General features: G+C 60.6%; 19 protein-coding genes. 8 read left to right on the top strand and 11 right to left on the bottom strand.

Features of this window, described 5'->3' with window-relative positions; translation table 11 throughout:
- Entirely contained in the window at positions 1-2,514 is a 2,514-nt protein-coding gene (locus BLW03_RS09375) for a glycogen/starch/alpha-glucan phosphorylase (RefSeq protein ID WP_074653593.1), read from the top strand.
- A gap of 27 nt (positions 2,515-2,541) precedes the next feature.
- On the opposite strand, the gene BLW03_RS09380 is transcribed toward BLW03_RS09375, so the two are convergent.
- From BLW03_RS09380 to BLW03_RS09395, 4 genes are all read right to left on the bottom strand, one after another.
- Positions 2,542-3,729: a serine hydrolase domain-containing protein gene (locus tag BLW03_RS09380; protein WP_074655897.1), complete on the bottom strand. Its 1,188-nt coding sequence runs from the start codon at positions 3,727-3,729 to the stop codon at positions 2,542-2,544.
- 311 nt (positions 3,730-4,040) lie between these two features.
- Positions 4,041-4,700 (bottom strand): OmpH/Skp family outer membrane protein, encoded by a 660-nt coding sequence (locus BLW03_RS09385; protein WP_074653595.1) that lies wholly within the window; start codon positions 4,698-4,700, stop codon positions 4,041-4,043.
- Between the two features lie 204 nt (positions 4,701-4,904).
- Positions 4,905-5,828, bottom strand: coding sequence for an ROK family protein (locus BLW03_RS09390; RefSeq protein ID WP_074653597.1), 924 nt, complete (start codon positions 5,826-5,828; stop codon positions 4,905-4,907).
- 236 nt (positions 5,829-6,064) lie between these two features.
- Complete coding sequence (locus BLW03_RS09395; protein WP_074653598.1) at positions 6,065-7,933, bottom strand: M2 family metallopeptidase; 1,869 nt, start codon at positions 7,931-7,933, stop codon at positions 6,065-6,067.
- Positions 7,934-8,345: 412 nt separating this feature from the next.
- Here BLW03_RS09395 and rpsD point away from each other — a divergent pair, with 412 nt between their 5' ends.
- The 7 genes from rpsD to BLW03_RS09425 all read left to right on the top strand — a co-directional run bounded on the left by rpsD (position 8,346) and on the right by BLW03_RS09425 (position 13,915).
- Positions 8,346-8,969, top strand: coding sequence for a 30S ribosomal protein S4 (gene rpsD / locus BLW03_RS09400; RefSeq protein ID WP_074655898.1), 624 nt, complete (start codon positions 8,346-8,348; stop codon positions 8,967-8,969).
- Between the two features lie 134 nt (positions 8,970-9,103).
- Positions 9,104-9,319, top strand: coding sequence for a hypothetical protein (locus BLW03_RS09405; RefSeq protein ID WP_074653600.1), 216 nt, complete (start codon positions 9,104-9,106; stop codon positions 9,317-9,319).
- A 313-nt stretch (positions 9,320-9,632) separates the two neighbouring features.
- Entirely contained in the window at positions 9,633-10,508 is an 876-nt protein-coding gene (locus tag BLW03_RS09410) for a VWA domain-containing protein (protein ID WP_139285162.1), read from the top strand.
- A complete protein-coding gene (locus tag BLW03_RS20625; RefSeq protein WP_170835006.1) occupies positions 10,509-10,682 on the top strand; it encodes a hypothetical protein in 174 nt (57 codons plus the stop codon).
- Between the two features lie 88 nt (positions 10,683-10,770).
- Positions 10,771-12,258: a M20/M25/M40 family metallo-hydrolase gene (locus tag BLW03_RS09415; protein ID WP_139285163.1), complete on the top strand. Its 1,488-nt coding sequence runs from the start codon at positions 10,771-10,773 to the stop codon at positions 12,256-12,258.
- A gap of 111 nt (positions 12,259-12,369) precedes the next feature.
- Positions 12,370-13,359 (top strand): hypothetical protein, encoded by a 990-nt coding sequence (locus tag BLW03_RS09420; RefSeq protein WP_074653603.1) that lies wholly within the window; start codon positions 12,370-12,372, stop codon positions 13,357-13,359.
- Between the two features lie 25 nt (positions 13,360-13,384).
- Positions 13,385-13,915 carry a GNAT family N-acetyltransferase gene (locus BLW03_RS09425; RefSeq protein WP_074655900.1) on the top strand — a complete coding sequence of 177 codons (531 nt, stop codon included), beginning with the start codon at positions 13,385-13,387 and terminating at the stop codon, positions 13,913-13,915.
- A gap of 71 nt (positions 13,916-13,986) precedes the next feature.
- Here BLW03_RS09425 and BLW03_RS09430 read toward each other — a convergent pair whose 3' ends face one another.
- From BLW03_RS09430 to BLW03_RS09460, 7 genes are all read right to left on the bottom strand, one after another.
- Positions 13,987-14,376, bottom strand: coding sequence for a cytochrome C oxidase subunit IV family protein (locus BLW03_RS09430; protein WP_074653605.1), 390 nt, complete (start codon positions 14,374-14,376; stop codon positions 13,987-13,989).
- Positions 14,377-14,434: 58 nt separating this feature from the next.
- Positions 14,435-15,184 carry a cytochrome c oxidase subunit 3 family protein gene (locus BLW03_RS09435; protein WP_083350435.1) on the bottom strand — a complete coding sequence of 250 codons (750 nt, stop codon included), beginning with the start codon at positions 15,182-15,184 and terminating at the stop codon, positions 14,435-14,437.
- 92 nt (positions 15,185-15,276) lie between these two features.
- The gene (locus BLW03_RS09440; RefSeq protein WP_074653606.1) at positions 15,277-16,938 is read right to left on the bottom strand and encodes a cytochrome c oxidase subunit I; all 1,662 of its coding nucleotides are present in this window, start codon (positions 16,936-16,938) and stop codon (positions 15,277-15,279) included.
- Entirely contained in the window at positions 16,935-17,978 is a 1,044-nt protein-coding gene (gene coxB / locus BLW03_RS09445; RefSeq protein WP_074653608.1) for a cytochrome c oxidase subunit II, read from the bottom strand. The genes BLW03_RS09440 and coxB overlap by 4 nt, the downstream gene beginning before the upstream one ends.
- An 80-nt stretch (positions 17,979-18,058) precedes the next feature.
- Positions 18,059-18,961, bottom strand: a complete 903-nt coding sequence (locus BLW03_RS09450) for an SCO family protein (RefSeq protein WP_074655902.1) — start codon at positions 18,959-18,961, stop codon at positions 18,059-18,061.
- A 48-nt stretch (positions 18,962-19,009) separates the two neighbouring features.
- Positions 19,010-19,744 (bottom strand): hypothetical protein, encoded by a 735-nt coding sequence (locus tag BLW03_RS09455; protein WP_074653609.1) that lies wholly within the window; start codon positions 19,742-19,744, stop codon positions 19,010-19,012.
- Entirely contained in the window at positions 19,734-21,098 is a 1,365-nt protein-coding gene (locus BLW03_RS09460) for a hypothetical protein (protein ID WP_074653610.1), read from the bottom strand. The genes BLW03_RS09455 and BLW03_RS09460 overlap by 11 nt, the downstream gene beginning before the upstream one ends.
- Between the last annotated feature and the right edge of the window lie 38 nt (positions 21,099-21,136).

The following is a 21,136-nucleotide window of genomic DNA, read 5'->3' on the forward strand; positions in this document are numbered from 1 at the left end:
ATGAGCCCCATGCAGGAACAGCAGCATCCCGCGCCGCGGAGCTATGAGCGGGAACAGCAGGCACAGGACACGCAGGCAAACGAAAATCGTGCGGGCACCTCTGCAAAAGATCTTGAGATCTCTTTCTGCAATCACATGATCCACACCGTGGGTAAGCCGCTGGAGGCAGCGTCCACACTGGACCAGTACCACGCATTGTCAGCCGTAGTGCGCGATCGCCTGATGGACCAATGGCTTGAGACGATCGAGACCTACCGCGCGAATGACGTCCGCGTGGTCAGCTATCTGTCGGCGGAGTACCTGCTTGGGCCACATCTTGAAAATGATCTGTTGAACCTCGAACTGACGGCACAGGCCGAGGAAGCCTTGAGAAACCTCGGGCTCGACCTGAAGACCATTGCTGCGGAGGAGCCCGAACCGGGTCTCGGCAATGGCGGCCTGGGTCGGCTGGCCGCGTGTTTTCTTGACTCGCTCTCTACGCTCGATATGCCCGTGGTCGGCTATGGTTTGCGTTATGAATTCGGTATCTTCCGGCAGGAGATTCAGGACGGCTGGCAGGTCGAGAAATCCGACAAATGGCTGCAATATGGCAATCCGTGGGAGATCGCTGCCTCCATGTCGTACGAGGTAGGCTTCTTTGGTCACACGGAAACCTATACCGATGACAAGGGAGCTCTGCGACACAAGTGGCTGCCGGGTCAGCTCGTCAAGGGTGTTCCCTACGACACGCCGATACCCGGCTTCCAGACCCGCACGGTGAACCGCCTGCGGCTGTGGAAGAGTGAAGCTGTCGACAGCTTCGACCTGGCCACCTTCAACACTGGCGATTACATGGGCGCGGTGCGCGCCAAAATGGAGTCAGAGACCATCAGCAAGGTGCTGTATCCGCCAGACGAAAAGATTGAAGGCAAGCGCCTGCGGCTGATGCAGCAGTTCTTCTTCACGTCATGCTCTCTGCAGGACATGGTCTGGATGCACCTGTCACTCGGCAAACCGTTGACCGAATTCGATAAGAAGTGGACCGTGCAACTGAATGACACGCATCCGTCGATCGGCATTGCGGAGCTGATGCGGTTGCTGATCGATGAGCACGACATCCCGTGGGATGAAGCATGGCGCGTGACGCAGAACACCTTCGGCTACACCAACCACACACTGCTGCCGGAGGCGTTGGAGCGTTGGCCGCTGGAGATGTTCGGCAATTTGCTGCCGCGCCATCTCGAAATCATCGACGAAATCAATGAGCACTTCCTGGATGCCATGCGGCTGAAGTTCCCCAACGATGACGCGCGCATGCGCCGCATGAGCATCATCGGGGAAGACGGAGAACGCAGCGTACAGATGGCAAAGCTTGCTGTCGTCGGCAGCAAGGCCGTGAACGGCGTTGCAGAGCTGCATACGCATCTTCTGGAGGAGAACACGCTACACGATTACTACGAGGCCTTTCCGGAACGCTTCAGCAACAAAACCAACGGCGTCACCCCACGACGCTGGTTGATGCTGTCGAACCCGGAGCTGAGTGCGCTACTCAATGAGAGCATCGGCACAGCCTGGCATAAAGATCTGTACCAACTGAAAGCGCTTGAAAAGTTTGTCGACGACAACGGGTTCCTGGAGCGCTGGCGCAAAGCTCAGGAGGATTCAAAGGCGCGTCTGGGCAGCTTCATCAAAGACACCATGTCGATTGACCTCGACCCCGCATCGATGTTCGATGCGCAGGTGAAGCGGCTGCACGAATACAAGCGCCAGCATCTGAATGCATTGCACATCCTTTCGCTCTACTGCGCTATCAAGAATGGCACTGCGAAGAATCTGACACCGCGCACGTTCCTCTTTGGCGGCAAGGCCGCGCCGAGCTACACGATGGCGAAGCTCATCATCAAGCTGATCTGCAGCGTGGGGGAATTAGTAAACAACGATCCCCAGACGCGCGACCTGTTGAAGGTCGTCTTCGTACCGAATTACTCGGTCTCGGTCGGACAACGCATCTATCCTGCGGCGGATCTTTCGGAACAGATCTCAACAGCCGGCCTGGAAGCAAGTGGCACGGGCTGCATGAAATTCATGATGAACGGGGCAGTCGCCATCGGCACGCTGGACGGCGCCAACATCGAAATCCGAGAAGAGGCAGGCGAAGAGAACTTTTTCCTGTTTGGTCTGACGACGCCACAGATCGCCGAGCTCAAAAAAGGCGGATACAAACCAACAACGTACTACGACAAGAGCCCGGCGCTGAAAGAAGTGATGGATGGCTTGCGCGACGGTCGCTTTTCGAACGGAGATCGCGACCTGTTTGCTCCACTGGTCAATGAGTTAATGACCACCGATCGATACTTTGTCCTTGCCGACTTTGACGCGTACGCTGCGGCGCAAGCGGAGGCGGGGAGCGCGTACGCCGATTTCGCACGATGGGGCCGCATGTCGCTGCTGAATACGGCACGCTCCGGCAAGTTCTCAAGCGATCGTACGATTCGCCAATATGCTCAGGACATCTGGAAGGTGCCGACGCGATAACTACCGCTTCGGAGAGGACATTAAGCGTCAATGAGCCGCGGTGCTGTCCACCGCGGCTTTCACCTTTGCCCAGAACGATGCGCGCGCCGCGGTGTGCGAGGCTCCGGTCGCTTCCGGCCAGTCGCCCAGCGTGACGATCACCAGTTTCCGTTGCGGGTCGATCAGAATGGACTGCCCAAAGATGCCCAGCGCGGCGAAACTACCGTCCGGCTGCGGCCACCAGCCGTAACCGTAGGCGGTATTGCCGGCCTTCACCTGGGCGCGGGTCGCCTCTGGGAACCAGTCAGGGCTGACCGCGCCGTCACCGCCACGCAGAACCCAAAGGCCCAGCCGCCCGAAATCGCGCAGACTTGCGGACAATCCCGACCCGCCGAACTCTTCGCCGGCTGCGCCGGGTGCCGTCGCAATCCAGGTCGCGTCGTGCTCCATGCCTGCATGCTTCCATATGGCGGCCGAGAGTTGCTCCCCCAGAGTCTTCCCCGTGGCACGGCGCAGCAGGACACCCAGCAGGTCGGTTTCACCCGTGTTGTAGTGCCAGCGAGCACCCGGAGGAGCGTCGCGTGGGAGAGTCCGCATGTACTCCACGGTGTTGTTCTTTCCGGCGGCGCTGGACGTGGTGTAGAGACGGACGTTGTCCGCGTCCGAGGAGGTGTAGCTCTCGTTCCAGCCCACGCCACTGGTCATGGTCATCAACTGCCGCACCGTGACGCCGTCATAGGCACTGCCGCGCATCTCCGGCAGATAGGCTGTTACAGCATCGTCCAGGGACCGCAGCGATCCGTCGCGCAGGGCGGTCCCGGCCAGCGTGTCGGTGACTGCCTTTGTGACGGAGAAACCAGTCCAGTGGCCGCTCGGTTTCAGTCCCAGCGCATATCGTTCAGCCCACACCTTGCCGTCCTTCAGCACCAGAACTCCCGCCAGGTGTTCGGCAGCCATGTACCCGGCCACCTCCGTATCGAGCAGACGGCGCCCGGGGGGCAGCGGCAGGACCGGCTGTCTGCCTCTGCGAACGACATGCACCGGGAAGACCTTATCCATCTGCTGGAAGCGGTCATCCCTTTGCGCGACCGTCCAGTTCAGGTCATCCGCGAGCCGTTGACCAACCGTTTGCGATGGCGCTCCCAGGTCTGTACTGGGGCCATCAGCATGCGCCGTAACGACAAAGATGAGGAGTAGCGCAAGGGCTAAATTCCTGCTCCGAGCTGAGGAACGCAAAGTGCAATCTGTGGAAAGCGCGGATTTCGTAAATTCTCGCCGGAACATCACCTTCATGCCCTATTCATATTGCAGGTTTCGCCAAACACATGATTGCAGGGATGATAGCGCACAAATTCACATAAGCGGCGAAGTGCGACGTCGCTGTAACAATATAGACCGGTCCAAAGCTGCACGGCGATCCACAGAAATTTCCACAGCTTGGAGTGTTCGAGAGCGAGCATTTGCCGCCTATGTGCGGCTAAACACTTGAAAGGGCAGAACCAATCGGTTCTGCCCTTCCAGGATGCTTCAATCGAATGCGCTTCGACTTACTTGGCAGCCGGCTTGGGAGCTGCAGGGCGGGGTGCCGTGCGGGCGGGTGCAGGGCCGGCAGCAGGCTGCGCTGCAACGCCCGAGCTGGTGTTGTATGCATCGATGACGGCGCGCGTCACGTCGGTCTGCGGTGCAGCAAACAGGACAGCGCTCTGCTGACCGCTTACATCCAGCATCAGGGTATAGCCGTTGTCGGAGGCGTACTTCTGCATGACTACATTGAACTTCTGGGCGACCTTCTGATAGGCCTCCTGCAGGTCGTTCTGGTACGCAGTCTGGGCGTCCTCACCGTCGCGCTGCAGTGCCTTCTGCTTCGCATCGATGGTTCGAACGCGGCTTGCGCGGTCTTCTTCCGAGATGGTCGTGGCAGCCTGCAACTGCTTCTGCAGGCTTTCGATCTCTGCCTCTGAGGCGGCGATCTTGTTCTTCTGGGGCTCGTACTTCTTGCCTACATCGCCCAGAGCCTTCTGGCCCTCGTTGGTTGCGAAGACTGCCTGCTCAAACGCGATCAGAGCGATCTTGGCGGGAATAGCCTGCGGCGCAACAGGGGCAGCAGCGGTCGGCTGCGGAGCAGCGGCCTGGGCAAACATGGCGGGGGAGCACGCAAGAGTAGCGATTCCGACGACCAGCGCCGAGAACTTGGAGACGTGATTCATGAGATTTGGTATTGCTCCTTGGGACCCGAAGATCCATCATGGGCCCGGCGCCCAAAGGGCAGCCGTTAGCCTTGCTCCTGTGCGGTGTGTGAGCGCGCGACAGGGAGAGCCGCGTCGCCGACGAAACGCCCGGCAATGCTACGGATTATAGGGGTCTGCAAAGTGCGGGTCAAACAGGACGCGGACTTCGTGCGCCAGCCATCGTCAGGCTGTTGCAGGCGCCACCGCTGCCGTCCGGCCGATGACAGCCGCACCCACCACGACCATCTCCAGGTTCTCCGGACGGATCTCGATCGAGAACGCCTGCAGCGGACTCATGCGCACCATCTGCTGCACGTAGTGGTTCAGCAGCGGAAGCTCAACGAACCGGACGTTATAGCCCGTCAGATAGAACTTTCCGGCACCAGCCATGTGGATCGAGCTGGCCGTGCCTGCAGCCAGCGCCTTATGCCACAGCTTCTTGAACTCAATGCAGCGCTGGTCGCCTTTATCCGCTCCCTCGAAGACGTCCTCAGGCTCCATGTCCAGGAACCGGAGGCGCATGGCGCGGTGCCCCATGATGCCCTCAATGTGGCCTCGGCCACCGCAGCCGCAGTAGGTCTCCCGGTCGTCGAGCGTCACCACCGTATGGCCACCCTCACCTACGCCGTCCACCATGGGATACCGTCCAAAGCCGATGCCGGTACCGATGGTCCAGACACGGATCATGCTATCCAGCTTTCCCTGCTGCTGCGCCAGACCGGCTGCAGCCGCGTCGGCATCGTTCACGGCAGTCACCGGGACATCAATTCCGTGCTCCTTCAAGAGAGCAGAAAGCTCTGCGACGATGCGCGCGCCCTTCATCTGCGGCAGGTTGGGCGCATCTTCCACCACGCCATGGCGCACGACGCCGGGAAGTGCAACGCCGATGCCACCCAGCTCCGCACCCTTGTTCTCCCTGGCGACCGCAACAATCTGCTCGCACATGGCCGCGATCAGATGCTCGCGTGGCATCTCCACCAGTGCATCCTCATAAGCCTGGTCTTCCGGATAGGAGAGAAGATCGCCAATCAAACCCTCAGGTCCAACCAGCCCTGCGATGATGCGTTTCGATAGCGTCAGTCCAATGGTGCGTGCCTGTTCGGTCATGGCTGGTATCTGCTTTCTGTGTCTTAGATTGCGAGTCCGAAGTTCTGTCCGAGTCGTTCAGGCCGCCCGCGGAGAGCGGCGGCAGGTAATGCAAGGCGGAAGGTGCCGTGCCGCGGATTATGAACCCGCAAGGGCCGCAAGCGCAAGCGGTCCTACGCCCTTGGACTTTTTAAGTCAGAAAAGGCACCTGCGTTGAGACGATTCAGAACATAGAGCCGAGGCCGGGAACGGCGTCGCTACTTCGCCGCTGCGTTCTGCTGCTTGAGCCAGCGATACAGCGGAGCAAAGTAGTCGAGCATGGGCTGCGCGTCGAGGTGATCCGTGCCCGTCATCGCTTTCAGCGTCTCCTGCCACGGCTGTGACTGACCCGCCATCAGCATCGCATTCAGCTTGTCGCCCGCTGCCTTCGATCCGTAGAAGCTGCAGCGGTTCAACGCGCCCTTATAGCCGCTGGCGTCGCACATGGCTTTGTAGAACTGGAACTGGTAGACACGGGCCAGGAAGTATCGAGCGTAGGGCACGTTGGCGGGTACATGCATCTTCGCGCCTGGATCGAAGTCGGTTTCGGAGCGCTCCACCGGCGGCACGATGCCCTGGTACTTTGCGCGGAGCTGCCACCATGCCTTGTTGTAGTCGGCCGGCTTGATCTCGCCGCTGAAGACCTGCCAGCGCCATGTATCGAGCGCAAGGGCGAAGGGCAGGAACGCCACCTTATCCAGCGCCGTGCGCAGTTGCAACGGGATGTCCGCTTCTGCAGGTGGTTCGGTGTTTGCGAGCTTCAACTGGTTCAGATAGCCGGGTGTGATGCTGAGCGCGACCGCGTCGCCGATGGCCTCGTGGAAGCCGTCGTTCGCACCGTTGCGGAAGAGCATGGGCTGCTTGTTATAGGCGCGCTGATAAAAGTTGTGGCCCAGCTCGTGGTGCACCGTGGTGAAGTAGTCGTCGCTGACAGTGATGCACATCTTCACGCGGAGATCGTCCGCCTGGTCGATGTCCCATGCGCTGGCGTGGCAGACCACATCACGGTCGCGCGGATGCACGAACTGCGAACGCTCCCAGAAGGTCTGCGGCAGTGCGGGAAAGCCGAGCGACGTGAAGAAGCTCTCGCCGTACTTCACCATGTCCTTCGCAGCAGCGGTCTGCGCTGCGTGTCCCTTGTCGTCGCTCAGGTCCGCCGCCGTTACGAACGAAGCTGCTGCGGCCGGGTCCTTTGCAGCGATCTGCTGCTTCAGTGCCGCCTCAAGATCCAGCGGCTTGAATTGCGACAGCTTCGGATCGGTCGGCGCGACGATGTCGTAGATGTTGCCCCACTCCTGCGCCCAGGTATTGCCCAGCAACTGCGCTGGAATCAGACCATCCTTGCGATCGGCAACCGCGCCGTACTTTGCGATCAGGCGATGACGCACATAGGTATGCAGCTCCCGGTAGAGCGGTTCGAGCTGCGTCCATGCGCGATTCAGCTCCGCTGAGAACTCCGCAGGCTTCATGTCATAGCCCGCACGCCAGAGTTCGCCGGTGTCCTTATAGCCCTGCTCCTTCGCGCCGATGTTCTGCAGATTGACGAGGCGAGCATACTGCTGCCGCATGGGTGCCCCTACGCTGTGCCAGCCCACCCACACCTTCGTCAGCGCATCCGCATCGCGGGTCTTCGCCATGAAGGTGTCGACGTCATCGATGCTCATGCACTTGTCCGGTGTGGGACAGTACTTCCCTTTGCCGTATGCACCGGTTAGTGCGGCAGCCAGTTGCGACTCTTCTGCCAGCAGCTTCGGATCGTGTGGCGCGGCGGGTGCGTTCACCTGCAGCAGCATCATCTGGCGGCGCATGTCCGCGGGCAGCGTCAGCTTGTCGAACTTGTGGCTCTCTTCGATCAGGTCCAGCGACAGCTTCGACGACTGCTCACTAAGCAATGCAGTCGTGGCCTCACTGTCTTCGTTGATGTACGTCTCCGCCAGCCACTCCGCGTGGCTGCCGTCGACCGCGGCCTTAAGCAGCGAAGCATTCGCGCGATCGAGGAACGCTTTGGCATCCGCCACGGTAGGTGGTGTCTGCGCGACTGCGGAGAGGGACAGCGAGGCTGCGAGGACGAGAGACGGAAAACGCATGGCGCGAGTGTATCGCGGGATTGGTCCCCTGGGCTTTGCTTGTTTGGCTTGGTCGCGCGTTGCGCGAACGGGGCGGGTGGTGGTGCTGCTGGGATGGAGTTGGAGCGTTGGGCAACTGCGGATCCCGGCTGGTCTCGCCTCGCGCGATACCCCACCCTTTGCTTCGCAAAGAAGGGGGAACCCGCTTTGGAGCCCGACTAGTGGCAAGCCATGGTGGATCACCTCCGCTCAGGTATTCCCTGGGCCCATCCACACCCGAATCTGCGCCATTCAATGAAAAGCATGGGTGGCAAATATCTAGGACCGAATTAGTCTTAATTCCAGAAGCAGCAGCGATGAGGGGCGTTGCTCTTTCCGGAAGCCCGCGTGAATCGCGGGTTTGAAGCCGATCCGTCGGAAGGAGTGCACCACGATGAGCCACAAGACGAAGTATAAGATTCAACGCGCACTCGGCCTGGAACTGCCCGGCCTGGGCAAGCCCGGGGCATTGGACAAGCGCAACTACCCACCGGGCCAGCACGGCCAGAGCCGTCGCGGCAAGCTGAGCGAGTACGCACTGCAGCTCCGCGAGAAGCAAAAAGTCATGTTCCACTACGGCCTTCGCGAAGAGCAGCTACGCCGCTTCGTGCGGCAGTCCATTGCAGCCTCCGGCGGATCGAACTGGATTGAGCAGTTGCTCAGCCTGCTGGAGCGGCGGCTGGACAATGTGGTGTTTCGCCTGGGCTTTGCGCGGAGCATGGCGGCGGCGCGGCAGCTTGTGTCACATGGGCATGTGCTGCTGAACGGCCGCGCCGTCAACATTGGCAGCATGGTCGTGCGCGTGGGGGACTTTATCAGGCTGACCGAGTACGCGGCAGGCAGCATGACGGAACCTGCCCGATCGAATCCGCGCCTGACATTGCCCAGCTACCTGCAGTTCGCCATGCCGGAGAACAACACGCATGGACGTGTGCTCTCGGTGCCTGGGTCGATCCATGTGCCGTTTGAACTGAATGCCAAGCAGGTGGCTGAGTACTATGCGCAGCGCGGTGTCTAGCGGTGGTCGTAAGAGCTACTCGCCTGTCTCGAAGACAGGCCATACCGTCCTTTGCTTTCGGGGGCTGGGCCCTGCCCCTTCCGAAAGCAGTTCATTCCGAGACTCGTCCTTCACGCCCGATAAGGAGAACCACCATGTGCACTTCAGACACGTACTCTCTCGCCGAACGCAAAACACTTGGCGGCGTCTCCATGTGTTCCTGCGGAACGATCCACCTGACTGTGGGCGGCATCACAATCCGTCTGGAGCCCGAAGCCTTCGGCGAGATGGTTCGCATGTGTCAGGATGCTGCCGACCGGCTGATGATGCATGCCGAGATGACGCCGGGACTCTCGAGGCTTGCCAACTAAGCCACCGATCTGTGCCAAGGGCAATGACTGCACAGTAAAGACAACGGTTGCACTTACTGGCGGACTGAAGGTCCGCGCCTTCCTAGCCCAGGGCAAAGCCCTGGGTCTTGGGAAGAGCGAAAGATTGCGGGCTGAAGGCCCGCGACAAACTTTCTTTGCTGCGAATGAGTTATCAAGGATTTCGCTCTTTGTCGCGGGCCTGCAGCCGTCTGACCTGTCCTCCGCGATCGCGACTTGTCATGAACTCTCTACCGACAGGATTTGAAAACGACGCACAGGTCATGGCACGCTTTATGCTCTTCACGAGGGTGCCATGGCCATCTCCGCTCGTTGCGTTCGCACGCTGTGCCGGCGGTTCGTGGGCCATAGCATGCTGCCGTTGCTGCTCGCGACCTCTGCCGGGGCACAGCAGGCCGATACGCTGCGCGCCACGAGCACGCTGGTGCTGGTACCCACGCGGGTGACGACAACCTCCAGCGCCTCCGGCAACGTCACGCTGCATGCAGAAGACTTCATGCTCACCGACAATGGTGTGCCGCAGATGCTGCGACTGGAAGAGGCCAGCCGCGAACCGCTGGCCATCATTATTCTGCTGCAGACGGGCGGTGCCGCACCGAAGCAGTTTGCCAACTATGGCGGCATCAGCAGCCTGCTGGAGTACGCGTTGGGATCGGTTCCCTATCGTGTATCGCTCATCACCTTCGACAGCAAGCCGGAAGATCGCTGGCCCTTCTCCAATGATGCGTCGAATCTACGCGATGCGTTCCAGAAGCCGACGCCCGGCGATGGAGGTGCAGCCGTGCTGGATGCCATCGACTATGGACTCGACTGGTTTGGGGATCAGCATCCGCGCGGCCGTCGCCTGATCCTGCTGGTGAGTGACGAACACTTCCGGGCCAGCGACGAGGCACTGCGACAGATGACGCGACGGCTGGCTGAGACGAACACCACCATCTACAGCCTGAGCTTCAATGCGCAGAAGACATACCTGATGGATGAGCTGAAACACAGTAGTCCAGAGAACCCGCCGCTCTTTATGTCACCCGATCATCCGCCCCTGCTGCACACCTTCAACCTCGACCGTCCGCTGCGACAGGCGTTGAGCGCGATGCAATCCAACGCGGCGGAGGGCGTGGCCGCACTCTCGGGCGGGACGTACATGCCCTTCACCAATCGCAAGGATTTGTAGTTGCGGTTGACGACGTTTGCGAACGACCTGAGCAATCGCTACATTCTGAGCTTCCAGCCGACGAACCCGACCGTGGGTCTGCATTCCTTGCAGGTGAGCCTGCCGCAGCATCCGGATCTGAAGGCCACAGCACGCACAGCATATTGGCATGCGGCTACCGACGAAAAGCACTAGGCGTAGTGTCCTGATCCTGCGAGACTGAAGACACTCCCTTTTGCATTTTGATTTGCAGTCCTACCGTTCTACTTATTGAAGGAGATCCATGCGATCGATCCGTATTGCCGGTGTTGCTGCCTGCGCTGCCTGCCTGCTTGCCACCAGCCTTTTCGCCCAGATGGGTTCCGGCCCTGCGCCGACCGGCATGGCTGGTGTGCCCGGTCCGCTTGCTGCGAAGTACAAGGCGACGGCTGACAAGATTCTGACTGCGGGCATGGCCGATGACGATGGCTATAAGGCGCTGACCTATCTGACGGACCACATCGGCAATCGCATTACCGGATCGACGCGGCTGAACGAGGCGACCAACTGGGGCGCGGAGTTGATGCGCAGGGCCGGTCTGCAGAACGTGAAGGTGCAGCCTGTGATGGTGCCTCACTGGATTCGCGGCAATGAGTCTGCCGAGATTGTTGGACCGGTGAAGAAGCCGCTGCACATGCTGGGCCTGGGTATGAGTGTTGGGACGCCGAAGGGTGGCATCACGGCTCCGGTCGTCTTCTTCAGCGACTTCAAGGAACTGGACGCGCTTGGCCCGGACGCGTTAAAGGGCAAGATTGCACTCTTCAACCCGGGCTGGAAGGGCTACGGTGTTGGATCGCAGTACCGGACCGGATCCGCTTCGAAGGCCGCTGCGCATGGCGCGGCTGCGGTGCTGGTCCGTTCGGCCACAGGGCTTGCGATGCAGACGCCACATACCGGCACGCTGCGCTATGACCCGGCGGTGCCCACGAAGATTCCTGCGGCTGCGCTGTCGGTCGAAGACGCTCTGCTGTTGGAGCGCCTGATCAAGGAAGGTCAACCTGTCACCGTGCATCTGCAGATGGACGCACGCCTGGAAGCGGATGTGGAGTCTGCCAATGTGATGGGCGAGATTACCGGCAGCGAAAAGCCGAATGAGGTGGTCGTGCTGGGTGGCCACATCGATAGCTGGGATGTGGGTCAGGGCGCGCAGGACGATGGTGGCGGCATCATGGCGACGTTTGAAGCTGTGTCGCTGCTACACAAGCTGGGATTAAAGCCGAAGCGCACGGTACGTGTGGTGTTCTGGGTGAGTGAGGAGAGCAACGACTCCGGCGGCATCGCCTACCGCAAGATGCTGGGCGACAAGGTCAGCGAGCACGTCGCGGCCATTGAGATGGATGGCGGCGCGGAGAAGCCGCTGGGCATGAGCTATGGCGGATTCGGACGTCGCAGCGCACCGGGCGCCGCTGCGCCTGCGACGTCGCCGGAAGATCAGCAGTCGCAGGCCGTGATGCTTGACATTGTGTCGCTGCTGGGACCGATTGATGCAGCAACGCTATCACCGGGTGGCGGTGGTTCGGACATCAGCCCACTCACGGCGGACGCTGTGCCCGGCCTGTCGCCCCGCACCGTGGGCGAGCACTACTTCGACTGGCACCACACGGAGGCTGACACGCTGGACAAGGTCGATCCGGACAGCTTCAAGCGCAACACCAGCATGCTGGCCGTGACCGCGTACATCCTGGCGGATATGGATGGGAAGCTGACCGGGCATAAGAGCCGCGGCGAATAAATCGGTCTTGCTGATTGCAAAGAAGGTCCGGCCGCGTGCCGGACCTTCTGCTTTTGGATGGGCTGGGAAATAGCATCGAATGTGCTGACATCCCTTCCCCCGAGGCCTGCCGTGCACTTGCTGCTCCTGCTTTTCCTGGTCGCAACTACCTCCTTCGCACAAGCGCCGGACTCGGATCGCGATGGGCTTTCCGATGCGCTGGAGAACGCGCTGCTGCAGCAGTACGCGCCCCGTCTTGAGATCTCATCGGACGATTGCTCCGTGCGGCCTGCCTCGTTTACCCCGGGAATCGCCGTGCCGACAGCTTTGGCGGATGACGGAACTTTGTACGGGCAGGCAATGCAACGACACGTCGCTGCGGGAGCGCCGCGTGAGATCGAGCTGCACTATTACCACCTCTGGCGACGCGATTGTGGCCGCATGGGGCATCCTCTGGATGCAGAGCATGTGGCCACGCTGTTGCGTCTCAACGACCCGGCGAAGCCGACCGAGCCCGATAGCTGGCACGCCGCGTACTGGTATGCGGCGGCGCATGAAGACACCGTTTGCGACGCCAGCCACCTCACGAGGGCCAGCACTATTGGCGCGGAGACGCGTGGTGCGCGCGTTTGGGTCTCCACAGGCAAGCATGGTTCGTTTCTGACCGAGAAGATGTGTACGCACGGCTGCGGTGGCGACCGTTGCGAACGGACCGTGGAGCTCAAGAGCCCGCCCGTTGTGAATCTGGGTGAGCTGCATGTGCCGATGAATGGTGCAGTCTGGAGCACCTCACCCAACTGGCCGGGACCGCTAAGCGACAAGATGCTGCGCAGCGACTTTCTGCCGGAGCGCACGGCGCGCGTGGACAGCCTGCGGAAGACCGACGTGGCCTGGGCCAATCCGGCGAAGCGGCCGGCGCAGGCTGCAATCCTTGGCGGGAATTCGGCCATCGATGGCGCGGTGGTCGGCGGTGACTCTACGGGAAAAGCGATCTCCGTTGCGGGAGACCAGACCGGCGACGCGCTCGGCACAGCGGCGCACAAGACCGGCCACGCTCTAGGCAAGAGCTGGCACGCCGTCCGCAAGGCACTGGGAGGCGGCGAGGCCGCGGCGGCGAAGTAGCGTGGCCACAGATATTCTGGAAGGCATGAGCGAATCAACCGCATTCACACTGCGCCGGTGCGCTGCCGGCGATGAGGCGCGCCTGCAACTGGTGGGCGGCGCCAGCTTTCTGGAGGCCTTTGCCGACATCCTGAACGGCGACGACATCCTGGCACACTTCCACAAGAACCACTCGGTGGAGACGTACGCGAAGTACCTGGCCATGCCGACGGGACGCACCGCCGTTGCGGAGGTGCCACCGGGTGACGGGCCGGTCGGCTACATTGTCTGCTGCGAGCCGGACCTGCCGGTCGATGTGACGCCCGAAGACTACGAGCTGCGCCGCATCTACCTGCTCCACCGCTTCCAGGGTCTCGGCATCGGCAAAGCGTTAATGGACCAGGCGATCGCGTACGCGCAGGAACTCGGCCGGAAGCGACTGCTGCTGGGTGTCTATGGAAAGAATCATGCTGCCATTAGGTTCTACGAGAAGGCTGGCTTCGCCCAGATCGGCGAGCGATATTTCACCGTAGGCGCGACGACGCACCACGATGCTGTGATGGCCCGACCACTGTAGTGCGGGGATGACCGGCAAAGACAAAGGGCGCTCGAATGAGCGCCCTTTGCGTATGCTTTACGACCGGAGCTCTACCACTGGCCCCATGCGCGGGTGAAGTAGTCCAGCATGGACATCATCACGAGCACGAAAAACGTGAAGAAGCCGGCTGAGACCGTCAGCTTTACCAGGCGCGAGCTGTACTTCACGTGCATGAAGAACAGCACGACGAATACAGCCTTCGTGCAGGCAATCGCGATGGCGATTGGGGCGTTGAAGATGCCGAGAGGAAGCATCGACGCGCCGACCGTCGCCAGGGTGCCGATCATCAGCACACCGAAGATCATGCCGTAGACGGCGGGGCTGACGATGTGGTGCGCCACATGCTCCGGGTTTGTGACGTTCATCGGATCGTGATAGTCGAGATTGTGGTGCTCGCTATCGACGGGAGCCAGATTGTGGGATGTAACTGGTTCGCTCATGCTGCTTCCTCAAAGTGTGCTGTTGCGGTGGCGGCGGCTCTTGCTGCACGGCCCGGCATCAATGTCGGTTGATCAGGTACAGGAACGGGAATAGGAAGATCCACACAATATCGACAAAGTGCCAGTACAGGCCGAAGTTCTCGATGGGTTGGACATACCCCGTTGTGTACAGGCCGGATCTCGCCTTCACCAGCAGCACAAACAGGATGGCGATTCCGATGATCATGTGCAGCGCGTGGACGCCGGTCATGGCGAAGTACAGCGAGAAGTAGATCTGCGTGTGGTTCGCCATGTCGACGGTCAGCGGCTTTTCCTTGCTGTCCGCGGGCGGATGCACAAAGTCGCGGATGTCGAATGAAGCGCCGGGCACGTGATGCTCTTCAAACTTCTGCGTGTATTCCACGGACTTGATGCCGAGGAAGATGAAGCCCAGACCGATGGTTGCGATCAGCGACCATTCCAGAAACTTCTTGTTGCGGATCTCTGCGGACCACACACCCATCGCCATGGTGAATGACGAGCTGATGAGGACGACCGTGTTGATCAGGCCCAAGGGCATGCTGATCGAGTTCGAGGCCGCTACAAATGCGTCGTAGTACCAGTTGCGGTACAGCAGGTACGCGAAGAACAGCCCGCCGAAGAACATGATTTCCGTCAGCAGGAAGAGCCACATACCAAAGGACGCCGCCTCGCGCTGCTGCTCGGCCGTCTCAAAGTGGTGCTTCTGGTAAAACGGGTGCTCGTGCACGTCGTGCGACGCGTGGATCTCGGGCTCCGGCGGATGCGTGATGGTCGAAGCGATCGACATGCAAAACCCTCTCAGGTACAGCGTAGTTCGTCTGTTACGAAACTCGTTTGAAACCCGGCGGACCCGACACCTGTCCGGTCCGCCGATAATGCTTAGCCGACGTGCTGCAGCTCGCGCTGTGTCTTGCGCTCAAGCCATTCGTAGTCGTATGCCTCGTGATCCACAATCGGCGTCTCGAGGAAGTTCTCCGTCAACGGTGGCGACTGAATCTGCCACTCGAGGCCGGTAGCCTGCCACGGGTTGTTGCCCGCAACTGCACCATACTTCAGCGACCAGGCGAGGTAGAAGATCGGCAACATGTAGCCGACACCCAGCACCGTTGCACCTGCGGTCGACAGTACGTTCAACACCTGGAACTCAGCCGGGTAGGCTGCGTAACGGCGTGGCATACCGAGGTAGCCGACGATGAACTGCGGGAAGAACGTCAGGATAAAGCCGATGAAGGTGACGACCGCGGCAAACTTGGACATACCTTCGGGATACATGCGGCCGGTCATCTTGGGCCACCAGAAGTGGATACCCGCGAGGAATGCCATCAGCATGCCGCCGACCATGACGAAGTGGAAGTGCGCCACGATGAAGTAGGTCTCGGTCAGGTGAACGTCCATACCGAGCGAACCCAGGAAGACGCCGGTCAGTCCACCGATGGTAAACAGGCCGATAAATCCGAAGGCGTACAGCATCGGGGTCTCAAACGTAATGGAACCCTTCTGCAGTGTGAACGCCCAGTTGAAGATCTTAATGGCCGAAGGTACAGCGACCAGCATCGTCAGCAGCGAGAATACGAGCGCCGAGTAGTTCGACACACCCATGATGAACATGTGGTGGGCCCAGACGAAGAAGCCGAAGACCGCGATGGCGACTGAGGAGAATGCGACTGCCGTGTAACCGAAGACGCGCTTACGGCTGAATGTCGAGATCACTTCCGAGATCACACCGAAGCCGGGCAGAATCATGATGTACACGGCCGGGTGTGAATAGAACCAGAACAAGTGCTGGAAGAGCAGCGGATCGCCGCCCTTGGACGGGTCAAAGAAGCCCAGTCCGAAAGCACGCTCGAGAGCGACCAGGACGATGGCAATTGCGAGAACCGGCGTGCCCAGAACCATCAGGACCGATGCCGCGTAGTTCGACCACACGAAGAGCGGCAGGCGGAACCACGTCATACCCGGCGCACGCATGCGGTGAACCGTCACGATGAAGTTCAGGCCGGTGAAGATCGACGAGAAGCCGGCGATGAAGATGGCCGTCGCGGTGGTGACCACGTGCGTGTTCAGGTAGTGCGTCGACAGCGGCGTGGTGAACGTCCAGCCGGTATCAACACCACCCAGGACCAGCGTGGTCAGGACGAAGATGCCGCCGGCCATGTACAGGTACCAGCTCAGCAGGTTGATCTTCGGGAACGCGAGATCCTTCGCACCGATCATGATCGGGATGAAGAAGTTGCCAAGCGTCGCCGGGACAGACGGCACCAGGAACAGGAAGATCATCACGATACCGTGCATCGTGAACATCTTGTTGTAGGTGTCGGCTGCCATCAGATCGCCCGCGGGCGTCAGCAGCTCAAGGCGTACCATGCCGGCGAAGAAGCCACCGATGAAGAAGAAGAACGTGATGCTGAACAGGTACAGCATCGCGATCCGCTTGTGGTCCGCGGTCAGCAGCCAGCTCAGCAGGCCATGCTCAGCCGTAATGTAGTTCTTCTTCGGCACAACGGCCGTCGCCTGGTCAGGCAGGGAGACGATGGTACTCATTGCGTCACCTTTTCGGGCACCATGGGCGCCGCGTCGTTTGACTTGGAAGTGTCCAGCGTCTGCTGCACACGGTAGTTGGTCTTCAGGCCCTTGATGTACTCCACCAGATCGATCAGACCTTCTTCGCTGATCTGACCCTGGTAGGTCGGCATAATCGGCTTGTAGCCCAGTGGGACGTGCTGCGAAGGATTGAGGATGGTGTCGCGCAGCCAGCCGTCGGTCGCTACCTGCTCGGTACCGTCATCCATCCTGATTTTAGACCCGTAGACGCCTGCGAGGTTCGGGCCGGCTGCCGTTGCGTTTCCACTGTGGCAGCTATTGCAGCCCATGGACGCAAACAGTCGCTCGCCGTTCTGAGCAAGGCTCATGCCGCTGGTAGACTCTTCCGTCCAGCGCTGGTAGTCTTCCGGCGCCATGGCAACAATGTCACCGATCATGCCGGAGTGAAGCGTACCGCAATACTGTGTGCAGAACAGGTGATATGTCCCCGCCTTGGTCGCGTTGAACCAGACGGTCGTATAACGACCCGGAATGACTTCACGCTTCACGCGGAACGCCGGGATTGAGTACGAGTGGAAGACGTCCTGCGAGATCATGGTCAACTGGACTGGACGACCGGTAGGGACGTGCAGAGCGTTGATCTCATGCTGGCCACCGGGATGCTCGGCCTTCCACATCCACTGCTTGCCCACAACGTAGACCTGCATCGCGTCTGCGGGCGGGTTGTAGATACGGAAGTAGAGCCACGCACCCCAGACGAAGACGAACAGAAAGATTCCCAGAGGGATGATGGTCCACGTTGCTTCCAACAGCGTGGAGCCTTCGATCTGCGTCGCAACCGGGCTCTTCTCTTTGCGGTACTTGATGCTGAAAACAAGCAGCAGGGTGCCCACCAGCACCAGGCCCAGAAGCGTCACCAGCCAAAGGAAGATGTAAAGCGCATCCGCCCATGGCGCGATGGTGGAGGCCTCCTGCGGCCATAGCGCCGAGGTGGTGAGCCACTTGGTTAGAAACTGCCAAAGTACTGGACTGATTCCCATCGTCTGCCTTTATCTCTTCCTGTCCGGATCTCTCGTTGCGGTGCTGCTGTTTCGGCGGCGGTTTCAAACTGCGCTGGAACCTACGTATGGTCCTGGTCCTTGCGGGTCAGAGCATGGTCGCGCCCTAATTTCAGGTCACGCCGAAACATCAAAAACATGAATCCACCCAGACCCGCCACCGTGATCATGCCGCCAAATTGCACCACGCGGGCGACGATCAGGCTGTGCTTGTTGCGATGGGGGTCGTAGTGGTAGCAATACGTCAAAATATTCGCGACCGGCGATCCGATCTTGTGGTCCGAAGACTCCACTAGACCCAGCATCAGGTCCTTCGGGGAGTACTCCACGCCCAAGTAGTACTGGGAGATCTTTGCTTCCGGCGTCAGCAGCTGGATGGCGCTGGCGTGGGCAAACTGCGTCGTCTTGCCGTCCGGCGAAGGGATCTTCACATAACCGAAACCCACGGCTTTCGTGACGGCGTCGATCGATGCCTGCTGCCCGGTCAGGAAGTGCCAGCCGGCCTCGGTCCCCGGACGGGCGTAGCGGCGGGTGTAGAGCGCCTTCTTCTTTGCCGCCTCGGCAGGCGTATCCGTCGGATCGATGCTGATGACGAGGACGTTGAAATCCTTCGAAGGATCCAGGTGCACCATGGCCAGGGACTGCACCAGGCCATCCAGCTCTTCCGAGCAGAGCATGGGGCACTTGAAGTAAACCAGGGCCAGTACTGCAGGCTTGCCATGACCGAAGTAGTCGGCCGTATTCACGGGCTTCCCTGTCTCATCGACAAAGGGCACGCCGGGCAAGGTGGTGTTGAGGTGCTGGTCGATTGCCGCGCCCTTCAGGACGGCCGGCAGTTCGTTGCCATACTCTGATCCGGTCTGCTTGTCCCCGTAGCTGGAGACCTGGCTACGCGACGGCAGCGCAGAACACAGCAGGCCGAGCGTCAGCGCCAACAGGCCGAGCCTGTTGGTCGTACGCTTCATCCGAATTGTGTTCTGCTGCTGCATTGTCGCTCCCTGCTTCTGTACGACTTACTTCTTTGCTTCGGCTGGATTCTCACCCAGGCTCATCTTCTGTTCGCGGCTCTCGATCTGGTCGAGTTCGTAGCCGGTGCGGGCGAACCCGCTGGTCAGCGGTGCGACTGCCGTGTACTGCTTGTCACCGGTCAGCTTGCCCTGCGTGGCGCTTGCCATCGAAGACGCTGCCGGCAGACCGCGCTTCACGACGAGCTCCATTGCCTTTTCGATCGGGATACGAACCGTTCCAGCCGGTCCCTCAGAGGCTTCTGCTGCGGTGTAGTGCTCCAGCAGAAGATCTTCCCGGGCGTGCATGTCCGCCGTCTCCTGATTATCGTCGTCGGTCGGGACGCGGGGTGTCGGGAAGCTCTGTGCGATCTTCGCTGCCGCTTCCTGCTCCTGCACCGGGTTGTTTGCCAGGCTCTCGCCGCGGCGCTGAATGCCGGCCGGGCTGCCGCCTGCAAGGGCTGACTTCGAAGCTTCATCCACGTCCTGCTTCAACAGGCCGTAGTTGATCGCCTTACCCATCGCGTAGCAGAGCACGAAAAAAACGATGAGGAAGCCCATGAGGCCGCCAAGGAAGACGACGACGCCGCGGGTGTTGACGTCCGTGGTCTCATAGCCCGGGTGCTCCGCGTCAAACTTCTCGGACGGGTGCGGAACCGGCTTGGGAAGGCCATGCTCGTCGTGCGAGGTGGACGGCCCCTTGACGCTCTCTACGTGATCGCGGTCATTGAACTCAGTGGGCATGTTCGGGCTCCAGGACCTCGGCGGTGTGCGGGTCGTTCAGGACGATCACCGGACGCGAGGCCAGGTTGGTCAGGTAGAAGTACAGCCACACACCAAGCACGAATACGGGCACAGTGATGTAGGCAAAGATGCCGAAGCTGAAATGCAGGTTCGCAGCCGCATCCGGGAAGTTCGGCTCGATCATCCAGAACAGATCGAAGCAGCGGGCGAAGATCATCCAGCCGGTGAGGGCGAGCATCTTGCGGCTGTCGTACTTGAACTGGCGGCTCAGCAGGAGGCAGAACGGCACAACCCAGTGGAAGATGAAGTCCAGCGAGCAGATAACCCACCAGCCGCCACGAATGCGGTTCAGGTACCAGGGAATTTCTTCCGGCGAATTGGCCGACCAGATGATGAGGAACTGCGCGAAGCTGAGATAGATGTTCAGCATCACGAAGCCCAGCATGAACTTGCCGAGATCGTACTGTTCCGTTTTACGGAGAGCGGTCCGCAACGGCTCAAACTTCGAGAGGCGGATGATGGTGTGGACACCCAGTGCCAGTACGCCGTAGCCCTGGCCGACCAGGAAGATGAGGCCATACATGGTGGAGTACCAGGTGATGTCCAGCGACATGACGAGGTCGATCGCCACAACAGTCAACAGTGCCACATAGATCAGGATGCCGATGCCGGAGAGGTTCTCGGCCTTGATGCGCCAGTACTCGAACGAGGTCAACGAACCTGCTGCGGGGTCTGCGTCACGCTGCAGGGACCACTTGCTGAGGATGCCGCCCCAGAGCGCCATGAATCCGAAGACCACGACGAACTCGATGATCACGCTCGTCGGGCTGAGCATAATGCGCTTCCAGTCGAGCGAATGTGCCTGGCCCTCGTCGAGGAGACCACTGTGCAGGGCGTTCTCGACCGCTTCGTGCGTCGGGAAGGCAGCCCACATCCAGAGGCGCTTGGCGAAGATCATCAGCGGGATGAACAGCACCACGATGACCGGGAGCGTGTTGCTCATGGCTTCCATGGGGCGACGCATGATGAGGCCCCACTTGCCGCCGGTGACGTACTGCAGCATCAGGAAGCATAGGCCGCCGCCGCAGAAGCCGAACGTCAGCATGAAGCCGAGCAGGTAGGCGCGCAGCACATGGTCAAAGCCGAGCGGTCCGCCCAGGAGGGCGATGATGGCCGACAGAATGAGGCCGGCACCGGCGGCGATGAGCGCGCGCGTCTTCCAGACCGCGACGACCGGCGGAGCGTTCAGGTCGGCGGGCAGCACCCGCGGGCCGTGATCGGCGTGCAGGGCGTGTGCCGCTGCGCCGGGGTCTCCGGCTCCTTCGTGGGCGAATTGTTCGTGTCCGTGTGCCATGCGTTGCGGGCCTTCTCGATTTCCTTCAGGACTTGGTT

This window comes from Terriglobus roseus (genome assembly GCF_900105625.1).
GTDB classification, from domain to species: Bacteria; Acidobacteriota; Terriglobia; order Terriglobales; family Acidobacteriaceae; genus Terriglobus; species Terriglobus roseus_B.

Coding starts and splice junctions, on each gene's coding strand:
- BLW03_RS09375 (WP_074653593.1), top strand. CDS start 1: ATGAGCCCCATGCAGGAACAGCAGCATCCCGCGCCGCGGAGCTATGAG.
- BLW03_RS09385 (WP_074653595.1), bottom strand. CDS start 4,700: ATGAATCACGTCTCCAAGTTCTCGGCGCTGGTCGTCGGAATCGCTACT.
- BLW03_RS09390 (WP_074653597.1), bottom strand. CDS start 5,828: ATGACCGAACAGGCACGCACCATTGGACTGACGCTATCGAAACGCATC.
- BLW03_RS09395 (WP_074653598.1), bottom strand. CDS start 7,933: ATGCGTTTTCCGTCTCTCGTCCTCGCAGCCTCGCTGTCCCTCTCCGCA.
- rpsD (WP_074655898.1), top strand. CDS start 8,346: ATGAGCCACAAGACGAAGTATAAGATTCAACGCGCACTCGGCCTGGAA.
- BLW03_RS09405 (WP_074653600.1), top strand. CDS start 9,104: ATGTGCACTTCAGACACGTACTCTCTCGCCGAACGCAAAACACTTGGC.
- BLW03_RS09410 (WP_139285162.1), top strand. CDS start 9,633: ATGGCCATCTCCGCTCGTTGCGTTCGCACGCTGTGCCGGCGGTTCGTG.
- BLW03_RS09415 (WP_139285163.1), top strand. CDS start 10,771: ATGCGATCGATCCGTATTGCCGGTGTTGCTGCCTGCGCTGCCTGCCTG.
- BLW03_RS09425 (WP_074655900.1), top strand. CDS start 13,385: ATGAGCGAATCAACCGCATTCACACTGCGCCGGTGCGCTGCCGGCGAT.
- BLW03_RS09430 (WP_074653605.1), bottom strand. CDS start 14,376: ATGAGCGAACCAGTTACATCCCACAATCTGGCTCCCGTCGATAGCGAG.
- BLW03_RS09435 (WP_083350435.1), bottom strand. CDS start 15,184: ATGTCGATCGCTTCGACCATCACGCATCCGCCGGAGCCCGAGATCCAC.
- BLW03_RS09440 (WP_074653606.1), bottom strand. CDS start 16,938: ATGAGTACCATCGTCTCCCTGCCTGACCAGGCGACGGCCGTTGTGCCG.
- coxB (WP_074653608.1), bottom strand. CDS start 17,978: ATGGGAATCAGTCCAGTACTTTGGCAGTTTCTAACCAAGTGGCTCACC.
- BLW03_RS09450 (WP_074655902.1), bottom strand. CDS start 18,961: ATGAAGCGTACGACCAACAGGCTCGGCCTGTTGGCGCTGACGCTCGGC.
- BLW03_RS09455 (WP_074653609.1), bottom strand. CDS start 19,744: ATGCCCACTGAGTTCAATGACCGCGATCACGTAGAGAGCGTCAAGGGG.
- BLW03_RS09460 (WP_074653610.1), bottom strand. CDS start 21,098: ATGGCACACGGACACGAACAATTCGCCCACGAAGGAGCCGGAGACCCC.